21 protein-coding genes are annotated in these 24151 nt (G+C 67.9%); 13 read left to right on the forward strand and 8 right to left on the reverse strand.

Features of this window, described 5'->3' with window-relative positions; genetic code table 11:
* Window positions 1-97: 97 nt before the first annotated feature.
* Window positions 98-2020 carry an excinuclease ABC subunit UvrC gene (gene uvrC / locus H7V21_RS14095; RefSeq protein WP_188054338.1) on the forward strand — a complete coding sequence of 641 codons (1923 nt, stop codon included), beginning with the start codon at window positions 98-100 and terminating at the stop codon, window positions 2018-2020.
* Between the two features lie 16 nt (window positions 2021-2036).
* On the opposite strand, the gene H7V21_RS14100 is transcribed toward uvrC, so the two are convergent.
* Window positions 2037-2927: a hypothetical protein gene (locus H7V21_RS14100; RefSeq protein ID WP_188054339.1), complete on the reverse strand. Its 891-nt coding sequence runs from the start codon at window positions 2925-2927 to the stop codon at window positions 2037-2039.
* A gap of 129 nt (window positions 2928-3056) precedes the next feature.
* Between H7V21_RS14100 and H7V21_RS14105 the strand changes: the two genes are divergently transcribed.
* The 3 genes from H7V21_RS14105 to H7V21_RS14115 all read left to right on the forward strand — a co-directional run bounded on the left by H7V21_RS14105 (window position 3057) and on the right by H7V21_RS14115 (window position 7797).
* Window positions 3057-5852, forward strand: coding sequence for a DUF3857 domain-containing protein (locus H7V21_RS14105; protein WP_188054340.1), 2796 nt, complete (start codon window positions 3057-3059; stop codon window positions 5850-5852).
* Window positions 5853-5917: 65 nt separating this feature from the next.
* Entirely contained in the window at window positions 5918-6874 is a 957-nt protein-coding gene (locus H7V21_RS14110; protein WP_188054341.1) for a polysaccharide deacetylase, read from the forward strand.
* Window positions 6871-7797 (forward strand): GNAT family N-acetyltransferase, encoded by a 927-nt coding sequence (locus H7V21_RS14115; protein WP_188054342.1) that lies wholly within the window; start codon window positions 6871-6873, stop codon window positions 7795-7797. Before H7V21_RS14110 ends, H7V21_RS14115 begins: the two co-directional genes overlap by 4 nt.
* Here the strand turns inward: H7V21_RS14115 and H7V21_RS14120 are convergent.
* The gene (locus tag H7V21_RS14120) at window positions 7794-9056 is read right to left on the reverse strand and encodes a cation:proton antiporter (protein ID WP_262503893.1); all 1263 of its coding nucleotides are present in this window, start codon (window positions 9054-9056) and stop codon (window positions 7794-7796) included. The two genes, H7V21_RS14115 and H7V21_RS14120, sit on opposite strands and share 4 nt — an antisense overlap.
* Before the next feature lie 136 nt (window positions 9057-9192).
* Here H7V21_RS14120 and recO point away from each other — a divergent pair, with 136 nt between their 5' ends.
* The 3 genes from recO to H7V21_RS14135 are packed head-to-tail and all read left to right on the forward strand — an operon-like array spanning window position 9193 to window position 12120.
* Window positions 9193-9924 carry a DNA repair protein RecO gene (recO, locus tag H7V21_RS14125; protein ID WP_188054344.1) on the forward strand — a complete coding sequence of 244 codons (732 nt, stop codon included), beginning with the start codon at window positions 9193-9195 and terminating at the stop codon, window positions 9922-9924.
* 46 nt (window positions 9925-9970) lie between these two features.
* A complete protein-coding gene (gene leuB, locus H7V21_RS14130) occupies window positions 9971-11017 on the forward strand; it encodes a 3-isopropylmalate dehydrogenase (RefSeq protein ID WP_188054345.1) in 1047 nt (348 codons plus the stop codon).
* A complete protein-coding gene (locus tag H7V21_RS14135; protein WP_410482662.1) occupies window positions 11014-12120 on the forward strand; it encodes a glycosyltransferase family 2 protein in 1107 nt (368 codons plus the stop codon). Before leuB ends, H7V21_RS14135 begins: the two co-directional genes overlap by 4 nt.
* Before the next feature lie 21 nt (window positions 12121-12141).
* Here H7V21_RS14135 and H7V21_RS14140 read toward each other — a convergent pair whose 3' ends face one another.
* On the reverse strand, window positions 12142-13506 hold the full coding sequence (locus H7V21_RS14140; protein ID WP_262503894.1) for a phospholipid carrier-dependent glycosyltransferase: 1365 nt from the start codon (window positions 13504-13506) through the stop codon (window positions 12142-12144).
* A gap of 95 nt (window positions 13507-13601) precedes the next feature.
* Here H7V21_RS14140 and H7V21_RS14145 point away from each other — a divergent pair, with 95 nt between their 5' ends.
* From H7V21_RS14145 to H7V21_RS14160, 4 genes are read left to right on the forward strand one after another with little or no spacing between them, the layout of a single operon-like run.
* On the forward strand, window positions 13602-14810 hold the full coding sequence (locus tag H7V21_RS14145) for a trans-sulfuration enzyme family protein (RefSeq protein WP_188054346.1): 1209 nt from the start codon (window positions 13602-13604) through the stop codon (window positions 14808-14810).
* Complete coding sequence (apaG, locus tag H7V21_RS14150; RefSeq protein ID WP_188054347.1) at window positions 14810-15208, forward strand: Co2+/Mg2+ efflux protein ApaG; 399 nt, start codon at window positions 14810-14812, stop codon at window positions 15206-15208. The genes H7V21_RS14145 and apaG overlap by 1 nt, the downstream gene beginning before the upstream one ends.
* 9 nt (window positions 15209-15217) lie before the next feature.
* A complete protein-coding gene (locus H7V21_RS14155; protein ID WP_188054348.1) occupies window positions 15218-16009 on the forward strand; it encodes a LysR family transcriptional regulator in 792 nt (263 codons plus the stop codon).
* A complete protein-coding gene (locus H7V21_RS14160) occupies window positions 16006-16545 on the forward strand; it encodes a GNAT family N-acetyltransferase (RefSeq protein ID WP_188054349.1) in 540 nt (179 codons plus the stop codon). The genes H7V21_RS14155 and H7V21_RS14160 overlap by 4 nt, the downstream gene beginning before the upstream one ends.
* A gap of 106 nt (window positions 16546-16651) precedes the next feature.
* Here H7V21_RS14160 and H7V21_RS14165 read toward each other — a convergent pair whose 3' ends face one another.
* The 3 genes from H7V21_RS14165 to H7V21_RS14175 all read right to left on the reverse strand — a co-directional run bounded on the left by H7V21_RS14165 (window position 16652) and on the right by H7V21_RS14175 (window position 21213).
* Window positions 16652-18022 (reverse strand): serine hydrolase, encoded by a 1371-nt coding sequence (locus H7V21_RS14165; protein ID WP_188054350.1) that lies wholly within the window; start codon window positions 18020-18022, stop codon window positions 16652-16654.
* An 88-nt stretch (window positions 18023-18110) separates the two neighbouring features.
* The gene (parE, locus tag H7V21_RS14170; protein WP_188054351.1) at window positions 18111-20096 is read right to left on the reverse strand and encodes a DNA topoisomerase IV subunit B; all 1986 of its coding nucleotides are present in this window, start codon (window positions 20094-20096) and stop codon (window positions 18111-18113) included.
* A 97-nt stretch (window positions 20097-20193) separates the two neighbouring features.
* On the reverse strand, window positions 20194-21213 hold the full coding sequence (locus H7V21_RS14175; RefSeq protein WP_188054352.1) for an alpha/beta fold hydrolase: 1020 nt from the start codon (window positions 21211-21213) through the stop codon (window positions 20194-20196).
* Between the two features lie 98 nt (window positions 21214-21311).
* Here H7V21_RS14175 and H7V21_RS14180 point away from each other — a divergent pair, with 98 nt between their 5' ends.
* Window positions 21312-21950, forward strand: coding sequence for an SOS response-associated peptidase family protein (locus H7V21_RS14180; protein WP_188054353.1), 639 nt, complete (start codon window positions 21312-21314; stop codon window positions 21948-21950).
* A 70-nt stretch (window positions 21951-22020) separates the two neighbouring features.
* Here H7V21_RS14180 and H7V21_RS14185 read toward each other — a convergent pair whose 3' ends face one another.
* Window positions 22021-22677 carry a GcrA family cell cycle regulator gene (locus H7V21_RS14185; RefSeq protein ID WP_188054354.1) on the reverse strand — a complete coding sequence of 219 codons (657 nt, stop codon included), beginning with the start codon at window positions 22675-22677 and terminating at the stop codon, window positions 22021-22023.
* A 61-nt stretch (window positions 22678-22738) separates the two neighbouring features.
* Here H7V21_RS14185 and H7V21_RS14190 point away from each other — a divergent pair, with 61 nt between their 5' ends.
* Window positions 22739-23596: an ABC transporter permease gene (locus H7V21_RS14190; protein WP_188054355.1), complete on the forward strand. Its 858-nt coding sequence runs from the start codon at window positions 22739-22741 to the stop codon at window positions 23594-23596.
* 59 nt (window positions 23597-23655) lie between these two features.
* Here H7V21_RS14190 and H7V21_RS14195 read toward each other — a convergent pair whose 3' ends face one another.
* Complete coding sequence (locus H7V21_RS14195) at window positions 23656-23982, reverse strand: phage tail protein (RefSeq protein WP_188054356.1); 327 nt, start codon at window positions 23980-23982, stop codon at window positions 23656-23658.
* Window positions 23983-24151 lie beyond the last annotated feature (169 nt).

Here is a 24151-nt window from a genome sequence, read left to right on the forward strand (position 1 = left end):
TGTCGTGCCGCAGCGATAGCGCGCCGCAGTCGCCGGTGCGTGTCCGCGATTGCGGACGTTGCGGGAAACGGGTCGCAGCCCCTACATCGGGACTTCCATGTCCGATCCCAATTCGCCCAACCGCTTCAACGAGGAAGCGGCGACCTACACCGTCCGCGGCAGCGACAAGCCCGATCTGGAGACGGGTGTCGCGGCGATCCGCAACGTGCTCAAGACGCTGCCCGCGCGCCCCGGCGTCTATCGCATGCAGGACGCGCGCGGCGACGTGCTGTACGTCGGCAAGGCGCGCGCGCTCAAGAACCGCGTGGCGAATTACGTGCAGGTCGCGCGGCTGTCGAAGCGGTTGCAGCGGATGATCGCGCAGACGCGCAGCATGACGATCGTCACGACGAACAACGAGGCCGAGGCGCTGCTGCTCGAGGCGCAGCTGATCAAACGCTATCGCCCGCCGTACAATGTGCTGCTGCGCGACGACAAGAGCTTCCCCTTCATCCTGTTGCGCGGCGATCACGACTATCCGCGCGTGCAGCTGCATCGCGGCGCGCGGCGGGTGAAGGGCAATTACTACGGCCCGTTCGCGGGCGCGGGGCAGGTGCGCAAGACGCTGAACGCATTGCAGAAACTGTTCCTGCTGCGCAGCTGCACCGACGGATTCTTCAACACGCGCGACCGGCCGTGCCTGCTCTACCAGATCCGCCGCTGCTCGGCGCCCTGCGTCGGGCGGATCGACGAGGCGGGCTATGCCGAGCTGGTCGCCGACGCGAAGGACTTTCTCGCGGGCAAATCGACCAAGGTGCAGGAGAAGCTGGGCGCGCAGATGACCGACGCCGCCGAGCGGATGGATTTCGAACTGGCCGCGGTCTTTCGCGACCGGCTGAAGGCGCTCACCTTCATCCAGGGCAGCCAGGCGATCAATGCCGAGGGCGTTGGCGATGCAGACGTGTTTGCGCTCGCGTGCAAGGAGGGGCTGGTCGGCATCCAGGCCTTCTTCATCCGCGGCGGGCAGAACTGGGGGCATCGCAGCTTCTTCCCCGCGCACACCGCCGAGGTGCCCGACGAGGAAGTGCTGATGCAGTTCCTGATGCAATTCTACGAGGAAGTGCCGCCGCCGAAGACGGTGTTCGTCGATCGCGACCTGCCCGAGGCGGCGCTGCTGGCGCAGGCGCTCGCCGAGCGCGCGGGGCACAAGGTGGCGCTGGGCGTGCCGCAGCGCGGGCCGCGCCGGCGGCTGCTCGACCAGGCGAAGCGCAACGCCGACGAGGCGGTGCAGCGGCGGCTCGCCGAGAGCACGACGCAGGCCAAGCTGCTGCGCGAAGTGGCCGATCTGTTCGAACTGCCCGAGCCGCCCGACCGGATCGAGGTGTATGACAACAGCCATATCCAGGGGACGAACGCGCTGGGCGCGATGATCGTCGCGGGGCCGGAGGGGTTTCGCAAGGGCCAGTATCGCAAGTTCAACATCAAGCGCGCCGAGACCAAGCCGGGCGACGATTTCGCGATGATGCGCGAAGTGCTCGAACGCCGCTTCGCGCGTGCGCAGGCGGAGGACCCCGATCGCGAGAAGGGCGACTGGCCCGATCTGGTGCTGATCGACGGCGGGCGGGGGCAACTGAACGCCGCGATGGGTGTGCTCGAGGATCTCGGGATCGAGGACGTGACGATGGTGGGGATTGCCAAGGGGCCGCACCACGGCCGCGAGGGGCGCGAGGTGTTCCACCTGATGGACGGGCGCGAGCGGATGCTGCCCGCCAACTCCCCCGTTCTGTTCTACCTCCAGCGGCTGCGCGACGAAGTGCATCGCTTCGCGATCGGCGCGCACCGGGCGAAACGCGCTAAGGCGATCGGCGCGAGCCCGCTCGACGAGGTCCCCGGCATCGGCCCCGCGCGCAAGAAGGCGCTGCTGATGCATTTCGGCACCGCGAAGGCAGTGCGCGGCGCGAGCCTGGAGGATCTGCAGAAGGCGCCCGGCGTGAGCGCGGGTGTCGCGCAGCAGGTGTACGACTTCTACCACGCGCGGTGAGGCGCGGGCGGCGTTCTCAGTCTTCCGGGGGAAGAAGCGAGTCGACGTTCCGCACCGCCAGCGTCCAGCGATACAGCGCCTCGGCGGAATTCGCGCGGAATTGGCTGGTATCGATCGTGACCGTTTCAGCGCGCCCGCGGCACGGCTGCGATCGCGCGATCATCAGCGATGCCAGCCGGTTTTCGGCTGCCGATCCCGGCTCGGTGCGTGTCAGGAGGATCGCCGCGCCCGGCTGTAGCTGCACCACGCAGGCGGCGAAGAGATAAAGCCTGCGCTGCTGCTGTCGGCGCAGCGTCCCGTTTTCGCGCTCGTTCGCGGTGAACCGGGCCAGCGCCTCGGGAACGAGCGTGTCGGCGCGGCTGAGCGACAGATCGGGCGCATAGGTGTGCAGAACATATTCGAATATCGCGCCACGATCATGGACCGCGCGGCAGATCTGGTTTTCGATGCTGGCGTTGAAGATCCGGTTACTGCTCCCGCCGTCCGGGGGAGGCGCAGCGATGCTGCCGGTCAGGTCGGCGATCGGATTGCACTGGCCGTAAAAAGGCACCGGGTGCGGCAGCGTCGTCGAGCTGGTGTGATAGCAGGGACGATTGCGGCGGATATGGCTGTCGAGCGCGAGGATGGTGGCGCTCGAGGCGGGCTGAGCGTCCACGATCCCGCGCAGGTGGCGGAGCGCGGGGGCGCCCGCGCAATCGATGAATTCGCGCGCCTGCAGCGAGACGCGGCGGTTCAGTTGGACAACCGCGCCTACGGGTGGCCGATTGACCACGTTGAGCTCCTCGGCGGTCACGACGATGTCCTCGACCTGCTCTTCGGCTGCTCGAAAGTCCTGCGCGGCGGCGGGAAGCGCGCTCAGCGATGCGAGGAGCGCAATTCCGAGGCATCCCTTGGGAACACGATGCATGTGCGGCACCTCCGATCGTTCCGTGGGGAGAATGACCACGCTCGATGAACCCGGTATGAATATTCCGGCCGGAACTTGCCCAATGGATTGAATTGACTAGCCTTCCCGCATCTTGAGTGGGGGCGGGGTATGATTCGGCTTGTTGTGGCTGCTGTCGCGGCGCTTTTCTGCATGGGTGCCGCAATGGCGCAGGAGGCGCCCGCATATGGGCCCGTACCCGACTGGGTAACCGTCGCGACGCTCGATCCCGAGGCAGCGGATGCCGGCGAGGGGGGGCCGTTCCTGCTGTACGACCAGCAGCGCCTGATCGAAGGCGACACCGTCCACCACTATGCCGACACCGCGTTCCATATCGCGAACCAGCAGATGCTGGCGGCGTTCGGGACGATCAGCCTGCCCTGGCAGCCCGAGCAGGGCGCGATGACGATCCACCGCGTCGAGATCATCCGCGACGGAGAAACGATCGATCTGCTGGCGAGTGGCGCGCGCTTTTCCGTCCTGCAGCGCGAGCAGCAGCTGGAGCAGGCCCAGCTGACGGGCACGCTGACCGCGACGATGCCGGCCGAGGGGCTGCGCCTGAACGACGTGCTTCGCGTCAGCGTGTCGGTCGATCAGCGCGACTCTGCGCTGGGAGGCAATGCCCAGGTTGCGGTTCCGGTCCCTGTCGAGCCGGTGAAGCTGGCGTTCGGGCGTGTGCGGCTGCTTTGGCCGAGCGATCGTGCGCTCCGCTGGAAGCTGCCCGACTATGCGACGGCTCCGGAGGAGGCCGAGGCCGGGGGGCGCCGCGAGTTGATCGTCTCGCTGCCGCTCGCCAAGCCGCCCGAGCTGCCCGACGATCTTCCGGCGCGGTTCGCGCAGCTGCCGATTCTCGAGGCGACGAGCTTCTCCGACTGGGCCGATGTGGCGACGACGATGGCGCCGCTGTACCGCGCCGAGGGGCTGATCGCGCCCGACGGCGAGCTGGCGCGCGAAGTGGCGGCGATCGCCGCCGCCTCGACCGATCCGCTCGCGCGTGCGACCGCCGCGCTGCAACTGGTGCAGGGGCGTGTCCGCTATCTCTACAAGGGGATGGACGGCGGGAATTACCGGCCGCAGCAGCCCGAGGAGACCTGGGCGCTGCGCTATGGCGACTGCAAGGCCAAGACGCTGCTGCTGCTGGCCGTGCTGCACGAGCTGGGGATCGAAAGCGAAGCCGCGCTCGTCCATTCGACGCTGGGAGCGCTCGTGCCGCAGCGCGTGCCTTCGCCCGCCGCGTTCGACCATGTCATCGTGCGCGCGCGCATCGCGGGCCGCGACTTCTGGCTCGACGGAACCGATCTGGGCGCGACCGCGGCCACGATCGCGGACATTCCGCCCTTCCATAACGCACTGCCGCTTACCGCTGCCGGTGCACTGGTGCCGTTGCCGCTCACGCCGCCCGCCGAACCGGACCTCGCTTTCGACTACACGATCGACATGCGCGCCGGCATGCACCTTCCGGTCCTGTTCGAATTCAGCGGTACGATGACCGGCGAAATCGCCGAGATGCTGCGGATGGTGAAGCTGCAGGGCGACGCTGCGCAGATCGCGACGGTGGCGGAGAACCTCGCCAAGCTGACCTTGCGGAATGCGGTGGTCACGGAAGCGGCGGTCGAGGCGCCCGAGGATGGCAGCGGCGTCACGGTCACTGCATCGGGGATCTTCTATCCCAAGTGGGAGGAGGAGAATCGCGAATTGCACTATTGGCTCGATTCCAGCGTCGAGGGCATCGCCTTCGCGCCCAATCGTGCGCGGTCCGCCTGGCGCGACCTGCCGGCGATCGCAACCGAGTTGGAATCCTCCCGGATGCGGCTGCGCATCCGCTTGCCCGGGGGCGGGGAAGGATATCGGCTCGACGGTGACGAAACGCTCCCGCGCGAACTCGCCGGACGCCTGCTGGCGCGCGAAGTGCAGCAGGACGGCGCGTGGGTGACCGTAACCGACCGAGTCGATTCCGGCTTCATCGAAGTGCAGCCGGAGGAAATCGGAGCGGAACGCCGCAAGCTGGCGCAGGCCCAGTCGCGCAGATTGAAGCTGATCGCGTCGGAGGACGCCGGGTTTTTCCCGGATCAGCTGGAGCGCGCACGCGCGGACGGCATGATCGACTTGCTCGAGGCGCGCTATGGCGAGTGGATCGCGGCCGACCCCGAGGAGGCGTTCCGCTACGAATCCCGCGGCTGGTTCCGCGAGCGGATCGACGCCGAGGAAGCCGCGCTGGAGGATTATGATCGGGCGATCGAGCTCGACCCCAGCGCCCAGCGGTATCGCGGGCGCGCAGCGATCCATGCCGAGCTCAAGAACTGGGATGCCGCGCTGGCCGATGCCCGTGCCGCCTATGAGCTCGATCCCGCGAGCGACGGGGGAATCGGGCTGGTCGCGCATTACCAGGCGGAGGGCGGGGACGTCGACGGCGCGGTGGCGACGCTGACCGAGCAGATCGATCTGGGCGGCGATACGTCGGGCAATCTCGCCTCGTCGCTGGCCTCGATCCTGGCGGACGCGGGCCGCACCGACGAGGCGCTGGCGACGCTGGACGAGGCGATCCTGCTGCGGCCGGACGACAGCATGCTGCTCAACAGCCGCTGCTGGACCAAGGGAACGCGCAACCGCGATCTGGAGGGCGGATTGCGCGACTGCACCCGGGCGATCGAGCTGGCGGAATCGCCCGCCGCGATCCTCGACAGCCGCGCGATGATCTATTTCCGGATGAACCGCCTGGATTCCGCCTTGGCCGATCTGGATGCGGCGCTGGCGCTTGCGCCGGAGATGGCGGCGGGCCGTTTCCTGCGCGGCGTGGTCCGCACGCGCATGGGCGACGCCGAGGGCGCGCGCAGCGATCTGGATTTGGCCGCACGCCTCGTTCCCGACATTGCGGAGACCTATGCCGAATATGGGGTCGCGCCGTGACCGAGGGCGGCTGACCTGCACCGCGATTTGGAGTTTCTTCACCTCGGCCCGATACTGCCGCTTCCATGCCGACTCGCGTGTTCCTCACCATCGACACCGAGCTGATGTGGCGGCACCATGCCGCCGGGCTCGATGCAGACACCATCGTCGAGCGCTCGCTCGAGCCCGCAGGCGTGGGAATCGGCTGGCAGCTCGCGCGGCTGGCCGACCATGGCCTGAAGGCGACATTCTTCGTCGATCCCATGCCGGCGCTGATCTATGGGCTCGATCCGATCAAGCGCGTGGTGGGAGCGATCCTGGAGGCGGGGCAGGAAGTGCAGCTCCATCTCCACCCCAACTGGACCGGCGCGAGTTGCGAGGATCGCCGCGCGACCGCGCTGTCGTTCGAGCTGATCGACTATGAATTCGCCGAGCAGGTGGAGCTGATCGCCGGCGCGAGCGACCTGCTGACGGCTGCGGGGGCGCCCGACCCGGTGGCGTTCCGCGCCGGCAGCTATGCCGCGAGCGACGATACGCTGGCGGCGCTCGCCGAACTCGATTTCCGCTATGACAGCAGCCACAACGGCTCCGAGCATCCCTGGCCGAGCGCGGTCTCGCTGCCGCCGCGCCAGATCGCCCCGATCGAGCATCGCGGCATCATCGAAGTACCGGTGACGCTGATCGAGGACATCGCGGGCCATCTGCGCCATTTCCAGATCTGTGCCCTGTCCGCAGCCGAGATGCGCGACGCGCTCGACCATGCGGTGCGCGAGAGCCATGCCGCGGTGACGATCGTCGGCCATGGCTTTGAGCTTGCAAACCGAGCCGGTACGCGGCCAAACGCAGTGCATGTCCGGCGATTCGAGACGCTGTGCCGGATGCTCGCTCAGCGGCAGGGAGCGATGGTGACCACGCATTTCGCCGAGCGGCCGCAGCTGCGACTGGGGCAGGAGGATGCGCCGCTCGCGCCGAATGCGCTGCGCACCCGCCTGCGCCAGGCCGAGCAGCTCTGGTCCAACCTGGTCGAAGAGCGCGCAGCATGAGCGCTGCCGGACACGCCAATCCGACAGCGCTCAAGTTCGAGATCGGCGCGCGGACGCTGATGCAGGTGAGCCGTGCGCTCGCCCGGGTGCCGCTGAGCCTGGAGGAAGCCCGCGAGGGGCGGCTGCCCGCGCTGCCGCCGCTGGAGCGCGAGGCGCATGGCTATTCGATCACGTCGCTGCCCGAGGACCGGCTGGAGGCGATGGTCTATGCCAGCGGCGGGATGCTGCCGTTCGTGCGGCAGCGCTATACGCGCTACTATGCCGATCTGGACGGCGGCTTCGATCGCTGGCTGGCGGGGCTTTCAGGCAACACGCGCCAGCAGCTCAAGCGCAAGGCCCGCAAGATCGCCGAAGTGTCGGGCGGTACGCTGGATGTGCGGCGCTTTCGCACACCCGATGAGCTGGAGGAATTCCACGACATCGGCCGACGCATCTCGCTACGCACCTATCAGGAGCGGCTGCTGGGATCGGGGCTGCCCGACACGCCCGAATTCCTGCGCGAGATGATGACATTGTCGGCGGCCGACCGGGTGCGGGCGTGGCTGCTGTACGTCGCGGGCGAGCCGGCGGCGTTCCTCTATTGCCCGGTGTTCGGCAAGACCGTGATTTACGCCCATGTCGGGCATGATCCGGCGTTCAACGACCTCTCGCCGGGCGCGGTGCTCCAGCTCGAGGCGTTTCGCGACCTGTTCGGCGAGGAGCGGTACGACCGCTTCGATTTCACCGAGGGCGAAGGCCAGCACAAGCGCCAGATGGCGACGGGCGGCGTGGCCTGCGTCGATCTGCTGCTGCTGCGGCCGAGCCTGGCGAACCGGGCGACGATGGCCGCGCTGGGTGGGTTCAACCGCAGCGTGGCGGCGCTGAAGCGGGTGGTGAACCGCACGCCGCTGAAGGGCGTGGCAAAGAAGGTACGGCGCGGCTAACGCACCGGTTCGGGGCCTTCGCGCGCGACGTGATCGACCACCCAGCCGGCGGTGAGGCCGTGCACCGCCGTCGAGAGCAGGATGGTGAGCGCGATCGTCGCCCAGAGCTGGCCCTCGTTCAGAAATTCCATATGGCTGGTGGCATAGCCGAGATAGTAGATCGAGCCGATGCCGCGTACGCCGTAGAAGGCGACGACCCAGCGTTCGCGCGGGCGCAAATCGGTGCCGATCAGCGAAAGCCAGCCGCTCGCCGGACGGATCACGAAGATCACGGCCACTGCGATCGCGACATGCGCCCAGTCGAGTTCGCCCCAGATGGTGGGGAAGACGCCGCCGATCAGCACGAGCAGCAGCGCGGTGAGCGAATATTCGATCGATTCGTTGAAATGGTGGCAACGGGCGTGGAATTCATGGTCGGCCTCGACCCGGCGGAGGACCGCTCCGGCGACGAAGGCGGCGATGAAGCCATAGCCTTCGAGCAGTTCGGTCGCGCCATAGCAGAGCAGAACGCCGGCGATCGCCACGACACTTGAGCCGGTGTCGGCGAGCACATTGCCCCTCGGTACCACGAACAGCATCCGCCCGAGCAGCCAGCCGACCGCCGCGCCCCCCGCGACGCCGACCAGGATTCGATAGACGACGTCCTGCGCAACCCAGGTCAAGATCAGTTCGCCTGCGCCGGTTCCCGCCGCGGCGACGAGCAACCCCAGATAGACGAAGGGAAAGGCCAGCCCGTCGTTCAGTCCCGCCTCGGTGGTGAGGGCGAAGCGAACCGGATGTTCTCCGCCCTCGGTCGGCGGGCCGACCTGCACTTCGCCGGCGAGCACGGGATCGGTAGGCGCCATCACCGCGCCCAGCAGGATCGCGCCGGCGAGCGTCATTCCCGCCACGGCGAACCCCATCAGCGCCACGGCCGCGATCGTGAGCGGCATCGCGATGGCGAGCAGGCGGACGGTGGGTTTCCACCGCGTGAAGCTGGAGAGATTGTCGATCCGCAGGCCGGTGCCGAACAAGGCGACGATCACCGCGAGCTCGCTGGTGAGCTCCCAGAATCGCGAGGCGGTGCGCGGGTCCAGCGCCTCGGGCATGCCGGGGATGAGCGAGAAGGTGATCATGCCGAACAGGATCAGCAGCGCCGAGGCGGCCGGCTCGCGGCCCGAGAAGAGCCGCGGTAGCCAGGCGGCGAGAATGATCGCACCGCCCAGCGCGACCATCGCGACATGATAGGTGCTGAATCCGAAAAAAGGTTCGTCGGCCAAACGCGATGCTCCACAGATGCCCCGGCGGGCCGGCGGCGCACGCGAGTGCAGTGCTCCGGCCCACCCCAACGCGCGGTGCGGCCAAGCGGTTGCCGCCGCCATTTCCGCCACGGCCGCACGCCGCTAGGGTGGCGCGATGCACCTGCGCGCCGAAGCCATCGTCCTGTCCGTGCGCGCGCATGGCGAGCATGGCGCCGTCGTTCGGGCGCTGACCGAGGCGCATGGGCTGCAACCGGGGTATGTCCGCGGCGGACGGTCGCGGCGGTTGAAGCCAGTGCTCCAGCCGGGAAATCTGGTCCTCGGCGAATGGCGAGCACGGACCGAGGAGCAACTCGCGAGCCTGACGACCGAGCTGGTGCACAGCCGGGCGCCGCTGTTTTCCGAGCCGCTGCCGGCCGCCGCGATCGATTGGGTGACTGCGCTGACGGCGGCGGTGCTGCCCGAGGGGCAGCCTTATCCACGGCTGCATGCGGCGCTCGACGGCGTGCTCGCCGCGATCGAGGCGGCGCCGGCGGCGCGCGGCTGGGGCACGGCGCTGGTGCGCTACGAGCTGCTGCTGCTGGCCGAGCTGGGGTTCGGACTCGATCTGGAGCGGTGCGCGGCGACCGGCGGAACGGCGGAGCTGGCATTCGTCAGCCCGCGGAGCGGCGCCGCGGTGAGCCGCGCGGGCGCGGCGGGATATGAGGCGCGGCTGCTGCCGCTGCCCGGGTTCGTCGCGGCCGGTGGAACCGCCGAATGGCGCGAGATCCTGGATGGCCTGCAGCTTGCCGGCCACTTCCTCGAGCGCGATCTGCTGACCGGGCGGGCGGGCGAGACGCTGGCAGCGCGCACGCGCCTGATCGATCGGATCAAGAGGGCGGTTGCGTGAGCGCGCGACATCGGCAATGCGCTGCGCCGAGGGAGGGCTGGTTTCAGTGGCATTGATCGCGATTTTGCCGGGCGACGGCATCGGTCCCGAAGTGACGGCCGAGGCGCGCCGGGTGCTCGAGGCCGTGGGCTGCGGAGCAAGGTTCGAAGAAGCGCTGGTGGGAGGCGCGGCCTATCTCGAAACCGGTATGCCGCTGCCGCCCGATACGCTGGCGCTGGCGAAACGCGCCGACGCGATTCTGTTTGGCGCGGTCGGGGCGCCGCAATATGACACGCTGGAGCGCGCCTTTCGCCCCGAGGCAGCGATCCTGGGGCTGCGCAAGGAACTGGGCCTGTTCGCCAACCTGCGCCCGTCGAAGCTGTTCGCGGGACTGGAAGGGGCTTCGGCGCTTCGCCCCGAAATCGCGCGCGACATCGATCTGGTGATCGTCCGCGAGCTGACCGGCGACGTCTATTTCGGCGAGAAGGGCCGCAAGCTGAACGACGCAGGGCATCGCCTGGGCTTCGACATCATGGCCTATGACGAAGCCGAAATCGCACGAATCGCCCGCGTCGGCTTCGAGACGGCGCGCACGCGCTCGCGCCGGCTGGTGTCGGTCGACAAGGCGAATGTGCTCGAAAGCTCGCAGCTCTGGCGCGACGTGGTGAACGAAGTTTCGGCCGACTATCGCGACGTCGCGTTGAGCCACATGTACGTCGACAATGCCGCGATGCAGCTGGTGCGCAATCCGGGACAGTTCGACGTGGTCGTCACCGGCAATCTGTTCGGCGACATCCTCTCGGACCAGGCGAGCATGTGCGCGGGGTCGATCGGCATGCTGCCGTCCGCCTCGCTGGGCGAGGGCAGTCGCGGCCTCTACGAGCCGATCCACGGCAGCGCGCCGGACATCGCCGGGCAGGGCAAGGCGAATCCCTGCGCCGCAATTCTCTCGGCGGCGATGCTGCTGCGCCACTCGCTCGACGACGTGCCGAACGCCGAGCGGATCGAGGCCGCCGTCGCGCGCGCGCTGGCGAGCGGAGTGCGGACCGCCGATCTGGGCGGCAGCTGCTCGACGCGGGAGATGGGCGACACCGTGCTCAGGCACCTCGCGTGATCCCGCGATCGCTGGAGCTCGCGGTCGTCATCCCGACCTTCAACGAGCGCGAGAATGTGCCGGTGCTGATCGCAAAGCTCGATCAGGCGCTGGAAGGCCGCGCCTGGGAAGCGATCTTCGTCGATGACGACAGCCCCGACGGCACGGCGGACGCCGCGCGCGAGCTGGCGCGGATCGACGGACGGGTGCGGGTAATCCAGCGGATCGGCCGGCGCGGCCTTTCTTCGGCGTGCATCGAGGGCATGTGCGCGACCGCGGCGCCGGCGGTCGCGGTGATCGACGGCGACCTGCAGCATGACGAGACGCTGCTGCCGAAGATGCTCGACGCGTTGCAGGCGGACGCAACGCTCGACGTGGTGATCGGATCGCGCTTCGTCGAAGGCGGCGGCACGGGCGAATGGGATCGCGACCGAGTGGCCAAATCGGCGCTTGCTACGCGATTGTCTCGCGGCGTGCTGAAGGACGGGCTCACCGATCCGATGAGCGGCTTCTTCATGATCCGGTCGGACGTGATGCGCGGCCTCGCGCCGCTGCTGTCGGGCATCGGCTTCAAGATCCTGCTCGACATCATGACCGCGAGCCCGCGGCCGCTGAAGTTCAGGGAGCTGCCCTATGTCTTCCGAATCCGCGAAGCCGGCGAGAGCAAGCTCGATCACGTGGTGGCGATGGAATATCTGATCGCGCTCTACGATCGCATGTTCGGGCGTTTCGTGCCGGTCCGCTTCGCGATGTTCTCCGCGATCGGCGCGCTGGGGGCGGGGCTGCACATGGCGGTGCTGTGGCTGTTCTTCATAGGCGCGGGGCTGGGGTTCATCGTCGCCACCGCGATCGCCACGCTGGCGGCGATGACGTTCAACTTCTTCCTCAACAATGCACTCACCTATCGCGATCGGCGGCTGAAGGGCGCGAAGGCGCTGGTGAGCGGCTGGCTTTCCTTCTGTGCGGTCTGCGCGGTCGGGGCAGTGGCAAACGTCGGCGTGGCGGCGTTCCTGCACGATGTGCAGCACGGATACTGGGCGTTCTCGGCGCTTGCCGGCATCCTCGTCGGCGCGGTGTGGAACTTCGCGCTATCGTCGCGCTTCACCTGGGGGCGGTACAAGTAACTCGCCGCCGCACCGGCAGCATCACCTCCAGCTCGGGAACCACATCCAGAATTCGAACGCGTCGCCTCCGGAGAGCGGCGCGGCCGAGAGGATCGGATAGAAATAGATGAAGGCGAGCAGCGCCGCGCCGCCGAACCATTCCTCGAGCCCGCGCCGCTTGCCCCCATCGAAATGGTGGAAGGCGACCGCCAGCACCAGCGCGAGGAAAATGCCCGAGAGATGATAATAGTAATAGAAGCCCAGTGACTTGGGGATGACGATGTAGATGGCGAGCGAAGCGGTCCACAGCAGCGCCATCGCCAGCGGCACGATCGCCTTCGACCGGAACCATGCCCAGTAGCAGGCGGCTACGGCGACGAGACCGCCCCACATGATCACCGGATTGCCGATCAGCAGTACCCCGCGCTGGGCGCCGCCCTCGAACTCGTAGAAATACCAGATCGGCCGCAGCATCAGCGGCCAGCTCCACCAGTCGGACTCATAGGTGTGCGCCGACAGCACCTGGGTCTGCGCCTCGTACATCTTGAACTGGAACGCGACGATCTCGCCGGGAGGGATCGCCCCATAGGCGTAGAAGAAGGCCGGTAGATAGGTGAGAAAATAAACGGTGATGCTCACGGCGCCCATCAGCAGCAGCCCCGGAAGCGTCGCGAGACCCGGCCAGTGCGGCTGACCCTTTCCGGCGAGAGCGGCGGCCACCATTCCCCGCTGCGGCTGCGGCTGCGGCTGCGGCTGCGCCGGGCGCGAGGCGCTGCGGCGGGCGTCGATCAGCCGGATCGTCACGAACGCCAGCCCCGCGAGCGCGACATAGGGGATCGCGGCCCATTTCACGCCGACCGCGAGCCCCAGCAACACGCTTCCCGCGATCCAGCGCATGAGCACCTTGTTCGGCGGCGCGCGCATCGCCGCCAGGAACGCCACCATCGCCCAGACGAGGAACGCGCCCAGAAACACGTCGAGCATCGCGATCCGCGCCTGCACATAGAGCAGCTGGTTCAGCGCGACGAACACCGCGCCCGCGAGAGCAAAGCGCATGCGCCCCAGCAGCAGCCACAGGATCGCGAACACGCCGGCGACCGTGGCGCTGCCGGCGAGCGTCGACGGCAGGCGCCATCCCCAGACATTGTCTCCGAAAACCGCCATGCCGAGCGCGATCAGTTCCTTGGCGACCAGCGGATGCTCGGTGTTGCGCGCCTGATCGAGCAGCAGCAGGCTGCGCGCGGCAGGCACGTAATGAGTCTCGTCGAACTGAATGATGCCCGGGCGGTCGAGATGCACGGTGAACAGGATCTGGGCAGCGAGGGCGACGAGCAGCCCGACCAGCCAGGGACGGGAGCGAAGGTCAGTGAGGCGATCGAGCATGGCGGCGGAGCGATAGCCGATCATTTCGCGTGCGTCATGCCGTTTGGGGGAGCCGGCTTGGCACGGCCCAAGCGCGGCTAACTTGACGCCGCCCGTCCGGCCCCGGCAAAGCAACCGTCATGAAGCGTCATACCGGACAGGACCGTAGCGTCACCCAAAAGTGGAAGCCCGCGACTCAGGCGGTGCGCGGAGGAACCGCGCGTTCGGAATGGGGCGAGACGAGCGAGGCGCTGTTCCTCACGTCCGGCTATGCCTATGATTGTGCCGCCGATGCCGCCGCCCGCTTTGCCGGCGAGCAGGCGGGCATGACCTATTCGCGGCTGCAGAATCCTACCGTCGAGATGCTCGAGCAGCGGATCGCGCTGATGGAAGGCGCCGAGGCCGCGCGCTGCATGGCCAGCGGCATGGCGGCGATGACCGCGGCGCTGCTGTGCCAGCTGGAGGCAGGCGATCATGTCGTCGCGGGTCGCGCGCTGTTCGGATCGTGCCGCTGGCTCACCGATACGCTGCTGCCCAAATTCGGCATCGCGACGACGGTGGTCGATGCGCGCGATCCGCAGGCATTCGCCGACGCGGCGACCGACAGGACGAAGGTCTTCTTCTTCGAGACTCCGGCCAATCCGACGATGGACGTCGTTGATCTGAAGGCGGTGTGCGGCATCGCGCGCGAGCGCGGGATCACCAGCGTCGTCGACAATGCCTTTGCGACGCCCGCGCTCCAGCGGCCTATGGAGTTCGGCGCCGATGTCGTTGCCTATTCGGCGACCAAGATGATGGACGGGCAGGGGCGGGTGCTCGCCGGCGCGGTGAGCGGCAGCGAGGATTTCGTCACCGAGGTGCTGCTGCCGTTCACGCGCAACACTGGGCCGACGCTGAGCGCGTTCAATGCCTGGGTGGTGCTGAAGGGGCTGGAGACGCTCGATCTGCGCATCCGCCGTCAGAGCGAGAATGCACTGGTCGTAGGGCGCTTCCTGGACGGGCGCGTGCCGCGGATCAACCACCCCGGCCTGCCCAGCCATCCGCAGCACGATCTGGCGATGGCGCAGATGGCGGCGGCGGGGCCGATCTTCTCGTTCGAGGTGGACGGCGGGCGCAGCCAGGCGCACGGGCTGCTCGATGCGCTGGAGCTGATCGACATTTCGAACAACATCGGCGACTCGCGCTCGTTGATGACGCATCCGGCATCGACCACGCACTCGGGAGTCGCCGAGGAGAAGCGGCTCGAAATGGGCATTACCGAAGGGCTGCTGCGCATCAACGTCGGACTGGAGGATCCGGAGGATCTGATCGCCGATCTCGATCAGGCGCTGCGAGCGGTGGGCCTTTGATGAAGGCGCTGTTCACCGAGGAAGCCGAGACGCGGGGGATCACCGTTCGCGTATCGGTCTCCTATCTGCCGGAACAGTCGGAGCCGCAGCGCGGGCGCTGGTTCTGGGCCTATCACATCCGCATCGAGAACGAAGGGCCGATGGCGGTGCAACTGCTCACGCGCCACTGGATCATCACCGATGGGCGCGGCGCGCGCCATTCGGTGGAAGGCGAAGGCGTGGTGGGCGAGCAGCCGCTGATCGCGCCGGGCGGTAGTTTCGACTATGTCTCCGGATGTCCGCTCGCGACGCCGACGGGGAACATGCAGGGCAGCTATCACATGCTGGGCGAGGACGGCTCCACCTTCGACGTTACGATCCCCAAATTCGCGCTGATCGCTCCGACCGTGACGGGGTGAGATGAGCCGATGAAGCGCACGCATCTCCCGCTCAACGGCCTTCGCGTTCTCGACGCTGCCGCCCGGCACCTGTCGTTCACCCGCGCGGCCGACGAGCTGGCGGTCACGCCGGCCGCAGTGGGCCAGCAGATCCGGGCGCTGGAGGACACGCTGGGCGTCGTGCTGTTCCGCCGCACGACGCGCGGACTGGAGCTGACGCCCGAAGGCGAGGCGGGGCTCGACGCGCTGCGTCACGGCTTCCTGCAGTTCGAGGAGGCGGTACGCGCGATGCAGGCGGGGCAGTCGTCGAAGTCGCTGACGATCGCCGCCCCGCGTGACCTCACCGCGAAATGGCTGATGCCGCGCCTGGCCGAAATCGCGCGCGCCGACGGCGAGCTGCGCTTCATGCTGCTTACCGCCGACGAAAGCGTCGATTTCACCGAGGCCAACCTCGATCTCGCGGTCCGATGGGGCGAGGGGCCGGGCGAGCATGAGGGCGAGGCGCTCGAATCCGACGGGATGGTGACGGTGGAGCGGCCGGGCGGGGGCGCGGAGACGCGCATTTCATGGCCGGGGTGTATTTCCGACGAGGCGCAGTCGCTGGTGCGGGTGGGCGATGCCGGGCTCGCGCTCGACGCCGCCGCCGACGGGCTGGGCCGGGCGACCATTCCCGAAGTGCTGGCGCGCGGCGACCTGGCCGCCGGCCGAGTGGTGATGGTGGGCGAGCCCAAAGCGTCGCGGCTCGGCTACTGGCTGGTCGCGCCGCTGCCGCAGTGGCGGCAGAAGAAGGTCCGCGATCTGGTGGAGGCGCTCGCGTCGTGAGGGATGCGCCGCCGGTGCTCGAGACCGAGCGGCTGCGGCTGCGGCCGCTTTCTCCCGATGATGCCGAGGCGCTGCACCCGATGCTGGCCGATGCCGAGCTGATGACCTGGTGGTCGAGCGGCCCGCACGCCAGCCTGGAAGAGACGCGCGATTATCTGCGTCCCGTGCCCGAATGGCGTCACTGGGCGATCACGCGGCGCGGCGACGATAGCGCGCTTGGGTGGGTCGCCGCCGGCGCGAAGCGTTCGGGCGTGATCGAAGTCGGCTATATCCTCGGGCGGGTGCACTGGGGGCAGGGGATCGCGCGCGAGGCGGTCACTCGGCTGCTCGATCACCTGTTCTTCGAAGAAGGCCAGCGTCGTGTGATCGCCGACACCGATCCGGAGAATCGCGCCTCGCGGGCGCTGCTGGAGTCGCTCGGCTTCACGCTCGAAGGTATTTTGCGCGCCGAATGGGAGACGCACATCGGCGTGCGCGACACCGCGCTGTACGGACTGCTGCGTGACGAATGGGCGGCGCGAAGCACCAGGCGCTAAGCGGCTGGAGCGGGCGATCGGCGGCGGCCCCCCTGATGCCCCGCTCCTCCGGAGCGGTTGCATCCCCTTCGGCCGAACGGCGGCCCCAGGCGATTGAGCGAGTCGCTTACTGGCCGGCGCTCTGTTGCGGCAGCGCCGCCGCCGCCAGTTCCGCCATGCGGCTTACGAGCCCCGCGAAGCGGCCGTTGTCGACCGCCGCCTCCGGGTCGTTCCAGCTTCCGCTGAATGCATACCACTCCCCGGACTGCGCCTGGAGGAGCAGCGTCATGTTGATGACACCGGGTTCGGAGCCGCCCTTATACCCGACATAGCGCCACTGCTGCGCAATGCCGGGCGAGATGCCGGGGTTCTGCGAGAGGATTTCGCGGGCGACGGAATTGGCTTCGGTGTTGCGGCGCAGCCAGTCCATCGTGCGGACGAGATCCGCGGGGCTGGCGAAGAACTCGATTGCGTCGATCATCACCGGCACGCCGTCCTGGAACAGATCGGGGCGGATTGCCGTGATCGGCGCGGCGGCGACTTCGCCGGCCAGCAGCGCGCGGCGCTCGGCATGGTCGCTGCCGATCCACTGGCGGCCAAGCGCCCCATCCTCGATCCCCTTCAGCTTGAAGAATTCGAGCGTGCCGAGCAGCGGGCGATTCATCGCGACCTGTTCGGGCGCGACGCCGACCACCGGCAGCATCGCCTCCACCCGCTCGCGGCCGAGATGGTGGAGCAGGATGTCGGTCGCGCTGTTGTCGCTCACCGAGATCATCCGCTCGGCCAGTTCGCGCAGCGTGACTTCGGTGCCCGCAGGCGCCGCGAAATAGGCGCCGCCGGGAAGCGCGCTTCCGTCGAGCGTCACTACATCGTCCCACTGCCGTTCACCGGCATTGGTGGCGCGGACCAGTTCCGCGAGGATCCAGAGCTTGAAGGCGGAGCCGACGCCGAACGGAGTGTCGGCATCCTCGGCATGAAGCATCTGCGGAGCGCCGTCGCCCAATCGCGCGGCAGCATAGCCGGTGCGCCCCGGCAGCGCCTCGATCGCGTCGAACACTTCGCCGAGCGATGCTTCGCGCGCCTGAAAGCCAGTCACTCGAAGCCCCGTTACCTGATGCGGCTCGGCAGGATCGACGGCGATCTGGAGCGTGGCAGTGGTGTTCGCAAAGGCGACGGTGATGACGGCCTGATTCGGGTCGCGCGCCTCGACGTCGGCGATCTCGGGCGGAGCATCCGCGCCGGCGCGCATCTGGGCGGTCATTTGATCGAACTGCGCCTTCGGCACTTGCGCGACGAAGGCCGGATGGAAAAACGCCTCGTAATCGCCGCCGCCGGAAAGGATTGCCGGAAGCTCGTCGATCCGTGCCTGCAGTGCCGGGGAAGGTGCGATCGCCTGCGGAGCTTGCGGCGGGGAAGCGGGAGCGTCCTGCGCGACGGCCGGCGCTCCGGTGAGGGTGAGCGCGGCGAAGGCTGCGGCGAGAAGGCGTGTGCGAAGCATCGGCAAGTCCCCTGCTGCGCCGCGAATCGCCGCGGCCGCCCGATCCTACCCGGCAAAAATTATGATATCAATTATTGGCCGAAGGGGGTCAGGCGTCGATCGCGTCTTCCTCGAGCCGCGCGGCGTTTTCCTGGATGAAGGCGAAGCGATGCGCCGGATTGGTCCCCATCAGCCGGTCGACCAGATCCTTCACAACCGCCCGTTCCTCATATTCCTCGGGCAGGCGGACGCGCAGCATGCCGCGCGTCTTGGGATCCATCGTCGTTTCCTTGAGCTGCTGCGCGTTCATTTCGCCGAGTCCCTTGAACCGCGCGACTTCGACCTTTCTGCCCTTGAATTCGGTGCGCTCCAGCTCGGCGCGATGCGCATCATCCCGTGCATAGGCCGACTTGGCGCCCGCGGTGAGGCGATAGAGCGGCGGCTGGGCCAAATAGAGGTGCCCCTTGCGCACCACGTCGGGCATCTCCTGGAAGAAGAAGGTCATCAGCAGCGTAGCGATATGCGCGCCATCGACATCGGCATCGGTCATGATGATGATCCGATCGTAGCGCAGGTTAGCCGCGTCGCAGTCCTTGCGGGTGCCGCAGCCCATCGCGAGGATCAGATCGGCGATTTCCTGATTGGCGAGGATCTTGGCCGAGGTGGCGCTGGCGACGTTGAGGATCTTGCCGCGGATCGGCAGGATCGCCTGCGTCTTGCGGTCGCGTGCCTGTTTCGCCGTGCCGCCCGCGCTGTCGCCCTCGACGATGAACAGCTCGGTGCCTTCCGAAGCGTCCGAGGAACAATCGGTGAGCTTGCCGGGCAGGCGCAGCTTGCGCGCGCTGGTCGCGGTCTTGCGCTTGACGTCGCGTTCCTGCTTGCGCCGAAGCCGCTCGTCCATCCGCTCGAGCACATAGCCGAGCAGCGCCTTGCCGCGATCCATGTTGTCGGTGAGGAAATGGTCGAAATGATCGCGCACGGCCTTTTCGACCAGGCCGGTCGCCTCGGGCGAGGTGAGGCGGTCCTTGGTCTGGCTCTGGAACTGGGGATCGCGGATGAACACCGAGAGCATGAGTTCGCTGCCGGTCATCACGTCGTCCGCCGTGAGATCCTTGGCCTTCTTCTGCCCGACAAGGTCGCCGAAAGCGCGCAACGCCCGCGTGAGAGCGGTGCGCAGGCCCTGCTCGTGCGTGCCGCCATCGGGGGTGGGGATGGTGTTGCAATACCAGCTGTAGCTGCCGTCGGACCAGAGCGGCCACGCAACCGCCCATTCGACTCGGCCGTTGCCTTCGGGGAAATCCTGGCTCCCGGCGAAGAATTCCGCCGTCGCGCATTCGCGCCCGCCGACCTGTTCCTTCAGATGATCGGCAAGGCCGCCGGGGAACTGGAACACGCCCTCGGCGGGAATGTCGCTTCCTTCGACCAGCGCCGGCGCGCATTTCCAGCGAATCTCGACGCCGGCGAACAGATAGGCCTTGGAGCGCGCGAGCTTGTAGAGCCGGGCGGGCTTGAACTGCATCTCCGGCCCGAAGATCTCCGGATCCGGAGTGAAGGCGATCGTGGTTCCGCGGCGGTTGGGCGTGGAGCCAAGCGTCTCGAGCGGGCCAAGCGTCTGCCCTTGGCTGAACCGCTGGCGGAACAGCTCGCGGTTGCGCGCGACTTCGACCACCGTATCCACCGAGAGCGCGTTGACGACGCTGACGCCGACGCCGTGGAGCCCGCCTGACGTCGCATAGGCCTTGCCCGAGAACTTGCCCCCCGAATGGAGCGTCGAGAGAATCACTTCGAGCGCGGACTTGTCTGGAAACTTGGGGTGCGGATCGACCGGAATGCCGCGGCCATTGTCGCTGATCGTCAGGCGGTTGCCCTCGTCCAGCATCACTTCGATCCGGGTGGCATGGCCCGCCACCGCTTCGTCCATGGCGTTGTCGAGCACTTCGGCGGCGAGGTGGTGCAGCGCCCGCTCGTCGGTCCCGCCGATATACATGCCGGGGCGGCGGCGCACCGGCTCCAGCCCCTCGAGCACTTCGATCGAGGAGGCGTCATAGCTTTGGGCGGAGCGGGGAGTATCGGACTCGAACAGGTCGTCGGACATGTTCCCGGTATGGGCGCCGCGATTCCGCAGTGCAAGGCGCCGCCGTGTGTTGGCCGTCATTCGCAGGTCGCCGATGCTGTGGCAACGGCTTCGAGGATCAGTCGCCTGAGGCGAGCGCGGCTAGCAGAATGCGATGGAACTGCTCGGGAGCCTCGATCTGCGGCGAATGGCCGAGTTCGGGAAGGCGGATGAGCCGTGCCTCGGGAAAGCGGTTTACTGCCGTCTCGGCCGCTTCCGGCACGGTGCGGATCGACTCGCGTTGCGCCTCGGGCGCGCTGCCGCGGCGGAAGCTGGTCAGATCCCGTTGGCCGATGATCAGCGTGGTGGGCACGTCGATTTCCGGGATCTGCCCCACGATCGGCTGGCTCTGGATCATGTCCGAAAGCCGGGCCTGCGCGTCGCGCACCCGATCGCCCTCCGGACTGGCATATTGCCCGGCCAGCATGTCCACCCAGCGATCATAGGCCGGCCGCCATTCGCCCTGATAATAGACGCGCTGCTGATATGCCTTGATCGAGGCGCGGTCGGTCTCGGCTTCCTCCGCACGCAGCGTGCCGAGATCGGCATAGGGGACGCCTTCGGCCACGGTATCGTTGAGCCCGAGCGGATTGACGAGCACCAGCCGCTCCAGCCGCTCGGGATGGAGGAGCGCATAGTGCATCGCCAGCATCCCCCCGGTCGAATGGCCGACGAGCGTGACCTTCTCCGCGCCGACGCGGTCGAGCAGTGCATCCGTCAGGCTCGCGAGCGCACGGAAGCTATATTGATAGCCTTCGGGCTTGCTCGACTTGCAGAAGCCGATCTGATCGGGCGCGAGCACCCGATAGCCGGCTTCGGCCAGTACGCCGATCGCTTGAGCCCAGGTCGCGGCGCAGAAATTCTTGCCGTGGAGCAGCACGACCGTCTCGCCGTTCGGCGCGCCGCGCGGCGCGACGTCGAGATAGGCCATGCGCACGGCATCGCCCTGCGACCGGGTTTCGAACCAGTGGACCGGATAGGGATAGTCGAACCGCTCGAGGTCGGCGCCGTAGATCGGCGTTTGCGGCTCGGTCTGCGCGCTGGCAGGAGCCGAAAAGGCCGTGAGCGCCACGCCGGCCGCACCAATCCAGAACCGCATGCCTGCCTCCCATGTTCTCGGAGCGCGAACGAACGGATGCGCCCGCGGCTCCCGCCGCGCCGGTTGACCGGCGCACGCTTTGCGCCACAACTGATAGCATGTGCAACGAAGCGGCGCGGCAGATCGCCGTAGGAGAGATCGGTGAGGGTTTCGCGCAAATGCGCATCCCGCTCGACTTTCCCGAGGGGCTGCCGAACCTCGAGCCGACCGACAGCGTGCGCATTACGGATGCCACGCCGATCGTGCGCGCCGCCCCCTTGGGCGAAGGAATGGGCGCGCAACTGGTGCAGCGGCGGTGGAGCTGGCCGGGGCAGGGCGGTCGCCCGATCTACAACTACCGATCCGAGGGACGCGACTTCCGCAATGCGCCGACGCAGGGGCGTTGCCTGATCCCGCTCGACGGTTTCTACGAATTCCGTGAGCCGGCGCCGGGCACGGGGACGAAGCCCAAGCGCAAGGAGCGGCTGTTGTTCACGCCCGCGCCCGGAAGCGTGCTGGGAGACGGCTTTCTCTGCGTCGCGGGCCTGTGGCGCGCGGTTCCCAAAACAGGCGAAGCCTTCACCATGCTGACGTGCGAGCCGGGACCCGACGTGGCGCCGCATCATCGGCGACAGGTCGTACTGATGCCGCGAACGAGCTGGGCGGCATGGCTGCGCGGAGACGTGCCGGCACGGGAGCTGATTGAACCGACACCGGCCGGCATGCTCGACGTGCGGGTGGCGCCGCGTTCGGCCTGAAAGGGCGGAGCTTGCCCGCAAAACAAGGGGCGGCTCTTTCGAACCGCCCCCGTATGTCCTCGGTTCCTGTTCAGCGGACCCGCGGACCGCCGAAGGGAAGCGGCGGCGGAGGCCGGCGATCGCGGCGCGGCAGCTGCGCCTGATAGGCATGGCCGCAATGATCGACGCAATAGGGAAAGCCGGGGTTCACCTTTTCGCCGCAGAAGTGGAAGTCCGGCTCGCCGGGATGGCCGATCGGCCATTTGCAGATGCGGTCGTTGAGATCGAGCAGCGACGTCTTGCCGGCGATCGCCTCGCTCGGCTTGGCGGGCACCAGCCGGCGCGGCGGCGCGGGCGTGCTCGGCGGCGCCTGCTCCCCGGGATTCTGGCGAACGAAGCCGCCGGGGCCGACCGAACGAAGCGACGGGGCCGGCGCGCTCGGCTTCGCTTCGGGAGTGGGAGCCGCCTCCTGGTCCTGCTCCTGGTCCTGCGGCTGTTCCTGCTGCTGGGCCGGTTCGCGTGCCGGCGCCGGGCGCGGTTCGGGCGCGGCCTTTGCCGGCGCCGCAGGCGCGGCGCGGCCTTCGTTCGGCTTCACCGGCGACGGACGCGACGGAAGGCCGAGCCGGTGGGCCTTGCCGATCACGGCATTGCGGCTGACGTTGCCCAGTTCCTCGGCAATCCGAGTGGCGGTCATGCCGCTATCCCACATCTTCTTCAGCGTCTCGATGCGCTCTTCGGTCCAGCTCATGGTCTTCCTTCAGTATTCCGCGGCTTGCGGGCGGCCCCGGCAGCGATTAGGCGATCGCGCCATGAGCAGCCAGCCCCAATCGGGTGCCGAGCCCCGCCAGCATCCGCTGCCGGAGCCGGGTGTCCCCACGATCCGCAACGTCAATTGGGCAGGCTTGCGAACCCTATATGTGAAGGAGGTGCGCCGTTTCTTCAAGGTGCAACTCCAGACGATCTGGGCGCCCGCGGTAACGACGCTGCTGTTTCTGGTGATCTTCACCGTCGCACTGGGCGGAAACGGGCGGCAGGTGACGCTCGACGGCGAGCCGATCGCGTTCGGCAATTTCGTCGCGCCGGGGCTGATCGTGATGGGCATGCTGCAAAACGCCTTCGCGAACGCCAGCTTCTCGCTGCTGGTCGGCAAGATCCAGGGCACGATCGTCGACTATCTGATGCCGCCGCTATCGACCGGCGAGCTGCTCGCGGCGCTGGTGGGCGGCGCAGTGACGCGCGCCTTCTGCGTGGGCGGCGCGGTGTGGCTGGCGATGGCGTTGTGGCCGGGGGTGAACGTGACGCCGAGCCATTTCTGGGCAGTGCTCTGGTTCGGGTTGCTGGGGTCGGGGTTCCTCGCGCTGATGGGCGTGCTCACTTCGATCTGGGCGGAGAAGTTCGATCACGCCGCTGCGGTGACGAATTTCGTCGTCGCGCCGCTCACGCTGCTGTCGGGCACCTTCTATTCGGTCGAGCGGCTCGCGCCGACTTTTCAGGCGGTCAGCCACGCCAATCCGTTTTTCTACATCATCTCGGGCTTCCGCTACGGCTTTCTCGGAGTCGCCGATTCGCCCGTGCTGTTGGGCAGTGCGATCACCCTCGCGCTCGATGTGGCGCTGGGGCTGTTCTGCTACTGGCTGCTCAAGCGCGGCTGGAAGCTGAAGAGCTGACGCGACCCAGCGGTCCGCCGCCGCTGCAAAGACGCGGCGGCGGACCGGTTATGAGCCGCTCAGTTCGTGCGCGTCCGATTCGGGCGCGGCGGATAGGCGCCGTCCACGACGACGCAATAATGCATCCCGGCCAGCGGCGGGGTGAGCTTGGGAATGGCGAAGCTAGTCGCTCCATCGCCTCCATAGGTCGTCCCGTACAGTGAGAAGAGCGCCGAATATTGCTGGATCGGCAGGAGCCGGCCATCGGCATCCATCGTCCCGGCCGGACAGAAATTCGATCCGACGAGCAGCACTTCGCCAAGGAAGGACTGCTGTGCCAAGGCCGGAGCGGAAACGGTCAGAGCGGCGATCGCCGCGCATGCGGCCGTCATCATCTTGCGTGCCATTGCAAACCCCCTGTTTGCGCCGCCCGGAACATCCGGACGGATGCGAAACGATCCTACGGCATTTTCCTGCCGGAGTCGCGCGCGATGGTGTTGACGCGATTGCTGGGCTGCCCCTAAACACCCGCTCCGGGGCGGTCCGGATGGGCCGCCCTTTGTCGTTTCGGAGTTG

The sequence above is a fragment of the Sphingosinithalassobacter sp. CS137 genome (assembly GCF_014334115.1).
Lineage (GTDB): Bacteria > Pseudomonadota > Alphaproteobacteria > Sphingomonadales > Sphingomonadaceae > Sphingomonas.

Bases quoted from the DNA above. Each gene is read 5' to 3' on its own strand.
- apaG (WP_188054347.1), top strand. From the start codon at position 14,810: ATGAAGGCGCTGTTCACCGAGGAAGCCGAGACGCGGGGGATCACCGTT.
- H7V21_RS14175 (WP_188054352.1), bottom strand. From the start codon at position 21,213: ATGCGGTTCTGGATTGGTGCGGCCGGCGTGGCGCTCACGGCCTTTTCG.
- H7V21_RS14180 (WP_188054353.1), top strand. From the start codon at position 21,312: ATGTGCAACGAAGCGGCGCGGCAGATCGCCGTAGGAGAGATCGGTGAG.
- H7V21_RS14155 (WP_188054348.1), top strand. From the start codon at position 15,218: ATGAAGCGCACGCATCTCCCGCTCAACGGCCTTCGCGTTCTCGACGCT.
- H7V21_RS14100 (WP_188054339.1), bottom strand. From the start codon at position 2,927: ATGCATCGTGTTCCCAAGGGATGCCTCGGAATTGCGCTCCTCGCATCG.
- parE (WP_188054351.1), bottom strand. From the start codon at position 20,096: ATGTCCGACGACCTGTTCGAGTCCGATACTCCCCGCTCCGCCCAAAGC.
- H7V21_RS14105 (WP_188054340.1), top strand. From the start codon at position 3,057: ATGATTCGGCTTGTTGTGGCTGCTGTCGCGGCGCTTTTCTGCATGGGT.
- H7V21_RS14110 (WP_188054341.1), top strand. From the start codon at position 5,918: ATGCCGACTCGCGTGTTCCTCACCATCGACACCGAGCTGATGTGGCGG.
- H7V21_RS14145 (WP_188054346.1), top strand. From the start codon at position 13,602: ATGAAGCGTCATACCGGACAGGACCGTAGCGTCACCCAAAAGTGGAAG.
- uvrC (WP_188054338.1), top strand. From the start codon at position 98: ATGTCCGATCCCAATTCGCCCAACCGCTTCAACGAGGAAGCGGCGACC.
- H7V21_RS14195 (WP_188054356.1), bottom strand. From the start codon at position 23,982: ATGGCACGCAAGATGATGACGGCCGCATGCGCGGCGATCGCCGCTCTG.
- H7V21_RS14140 (WP_262503894.1), bottom strand. From the start codon at position 13,506: ATGATCGGCTATCGCTCCGCCGCCATGCTCGATCGCCTCACTGACCTT.
- H7V21_RS14165 (WP_188054350.1), bottom strand. From the start codon at position 18,022: ATGCTTCGCACACGCCTTCTCGCCGCAGCCTTCGCCGCGCTCACCCTC.
- H7V21_RS14185 (WP_188054354.1), bottom strand. From the start codon at position 22,677: ATGAGCTGGACCGAAGAGCGCATCGAGACGCTGAAGAAGATGTGGGAT.
- H7V21_RS14190 (WP_188054355.1), top strand. From the start codon at position 22,739: ATGAGCAGCCAGCCCCAATCGGGTGCCGAGCCCCGCCAGCATCCGCTG.
- H7V21_RS14115 (WP_188054342.1), top strand. From the start codon at position 6,871: ATGAGCGCTGCCGGACACGCCAATCCGACAGCGCTCAAGTTCGAGATC.
- recO (WP_188054344.1), top strand. From the start codon at position 9,193: ATGCACCTGCGCGCCGAAGCCATCGTCCTGTCCGTGCGCGCGCATGGC.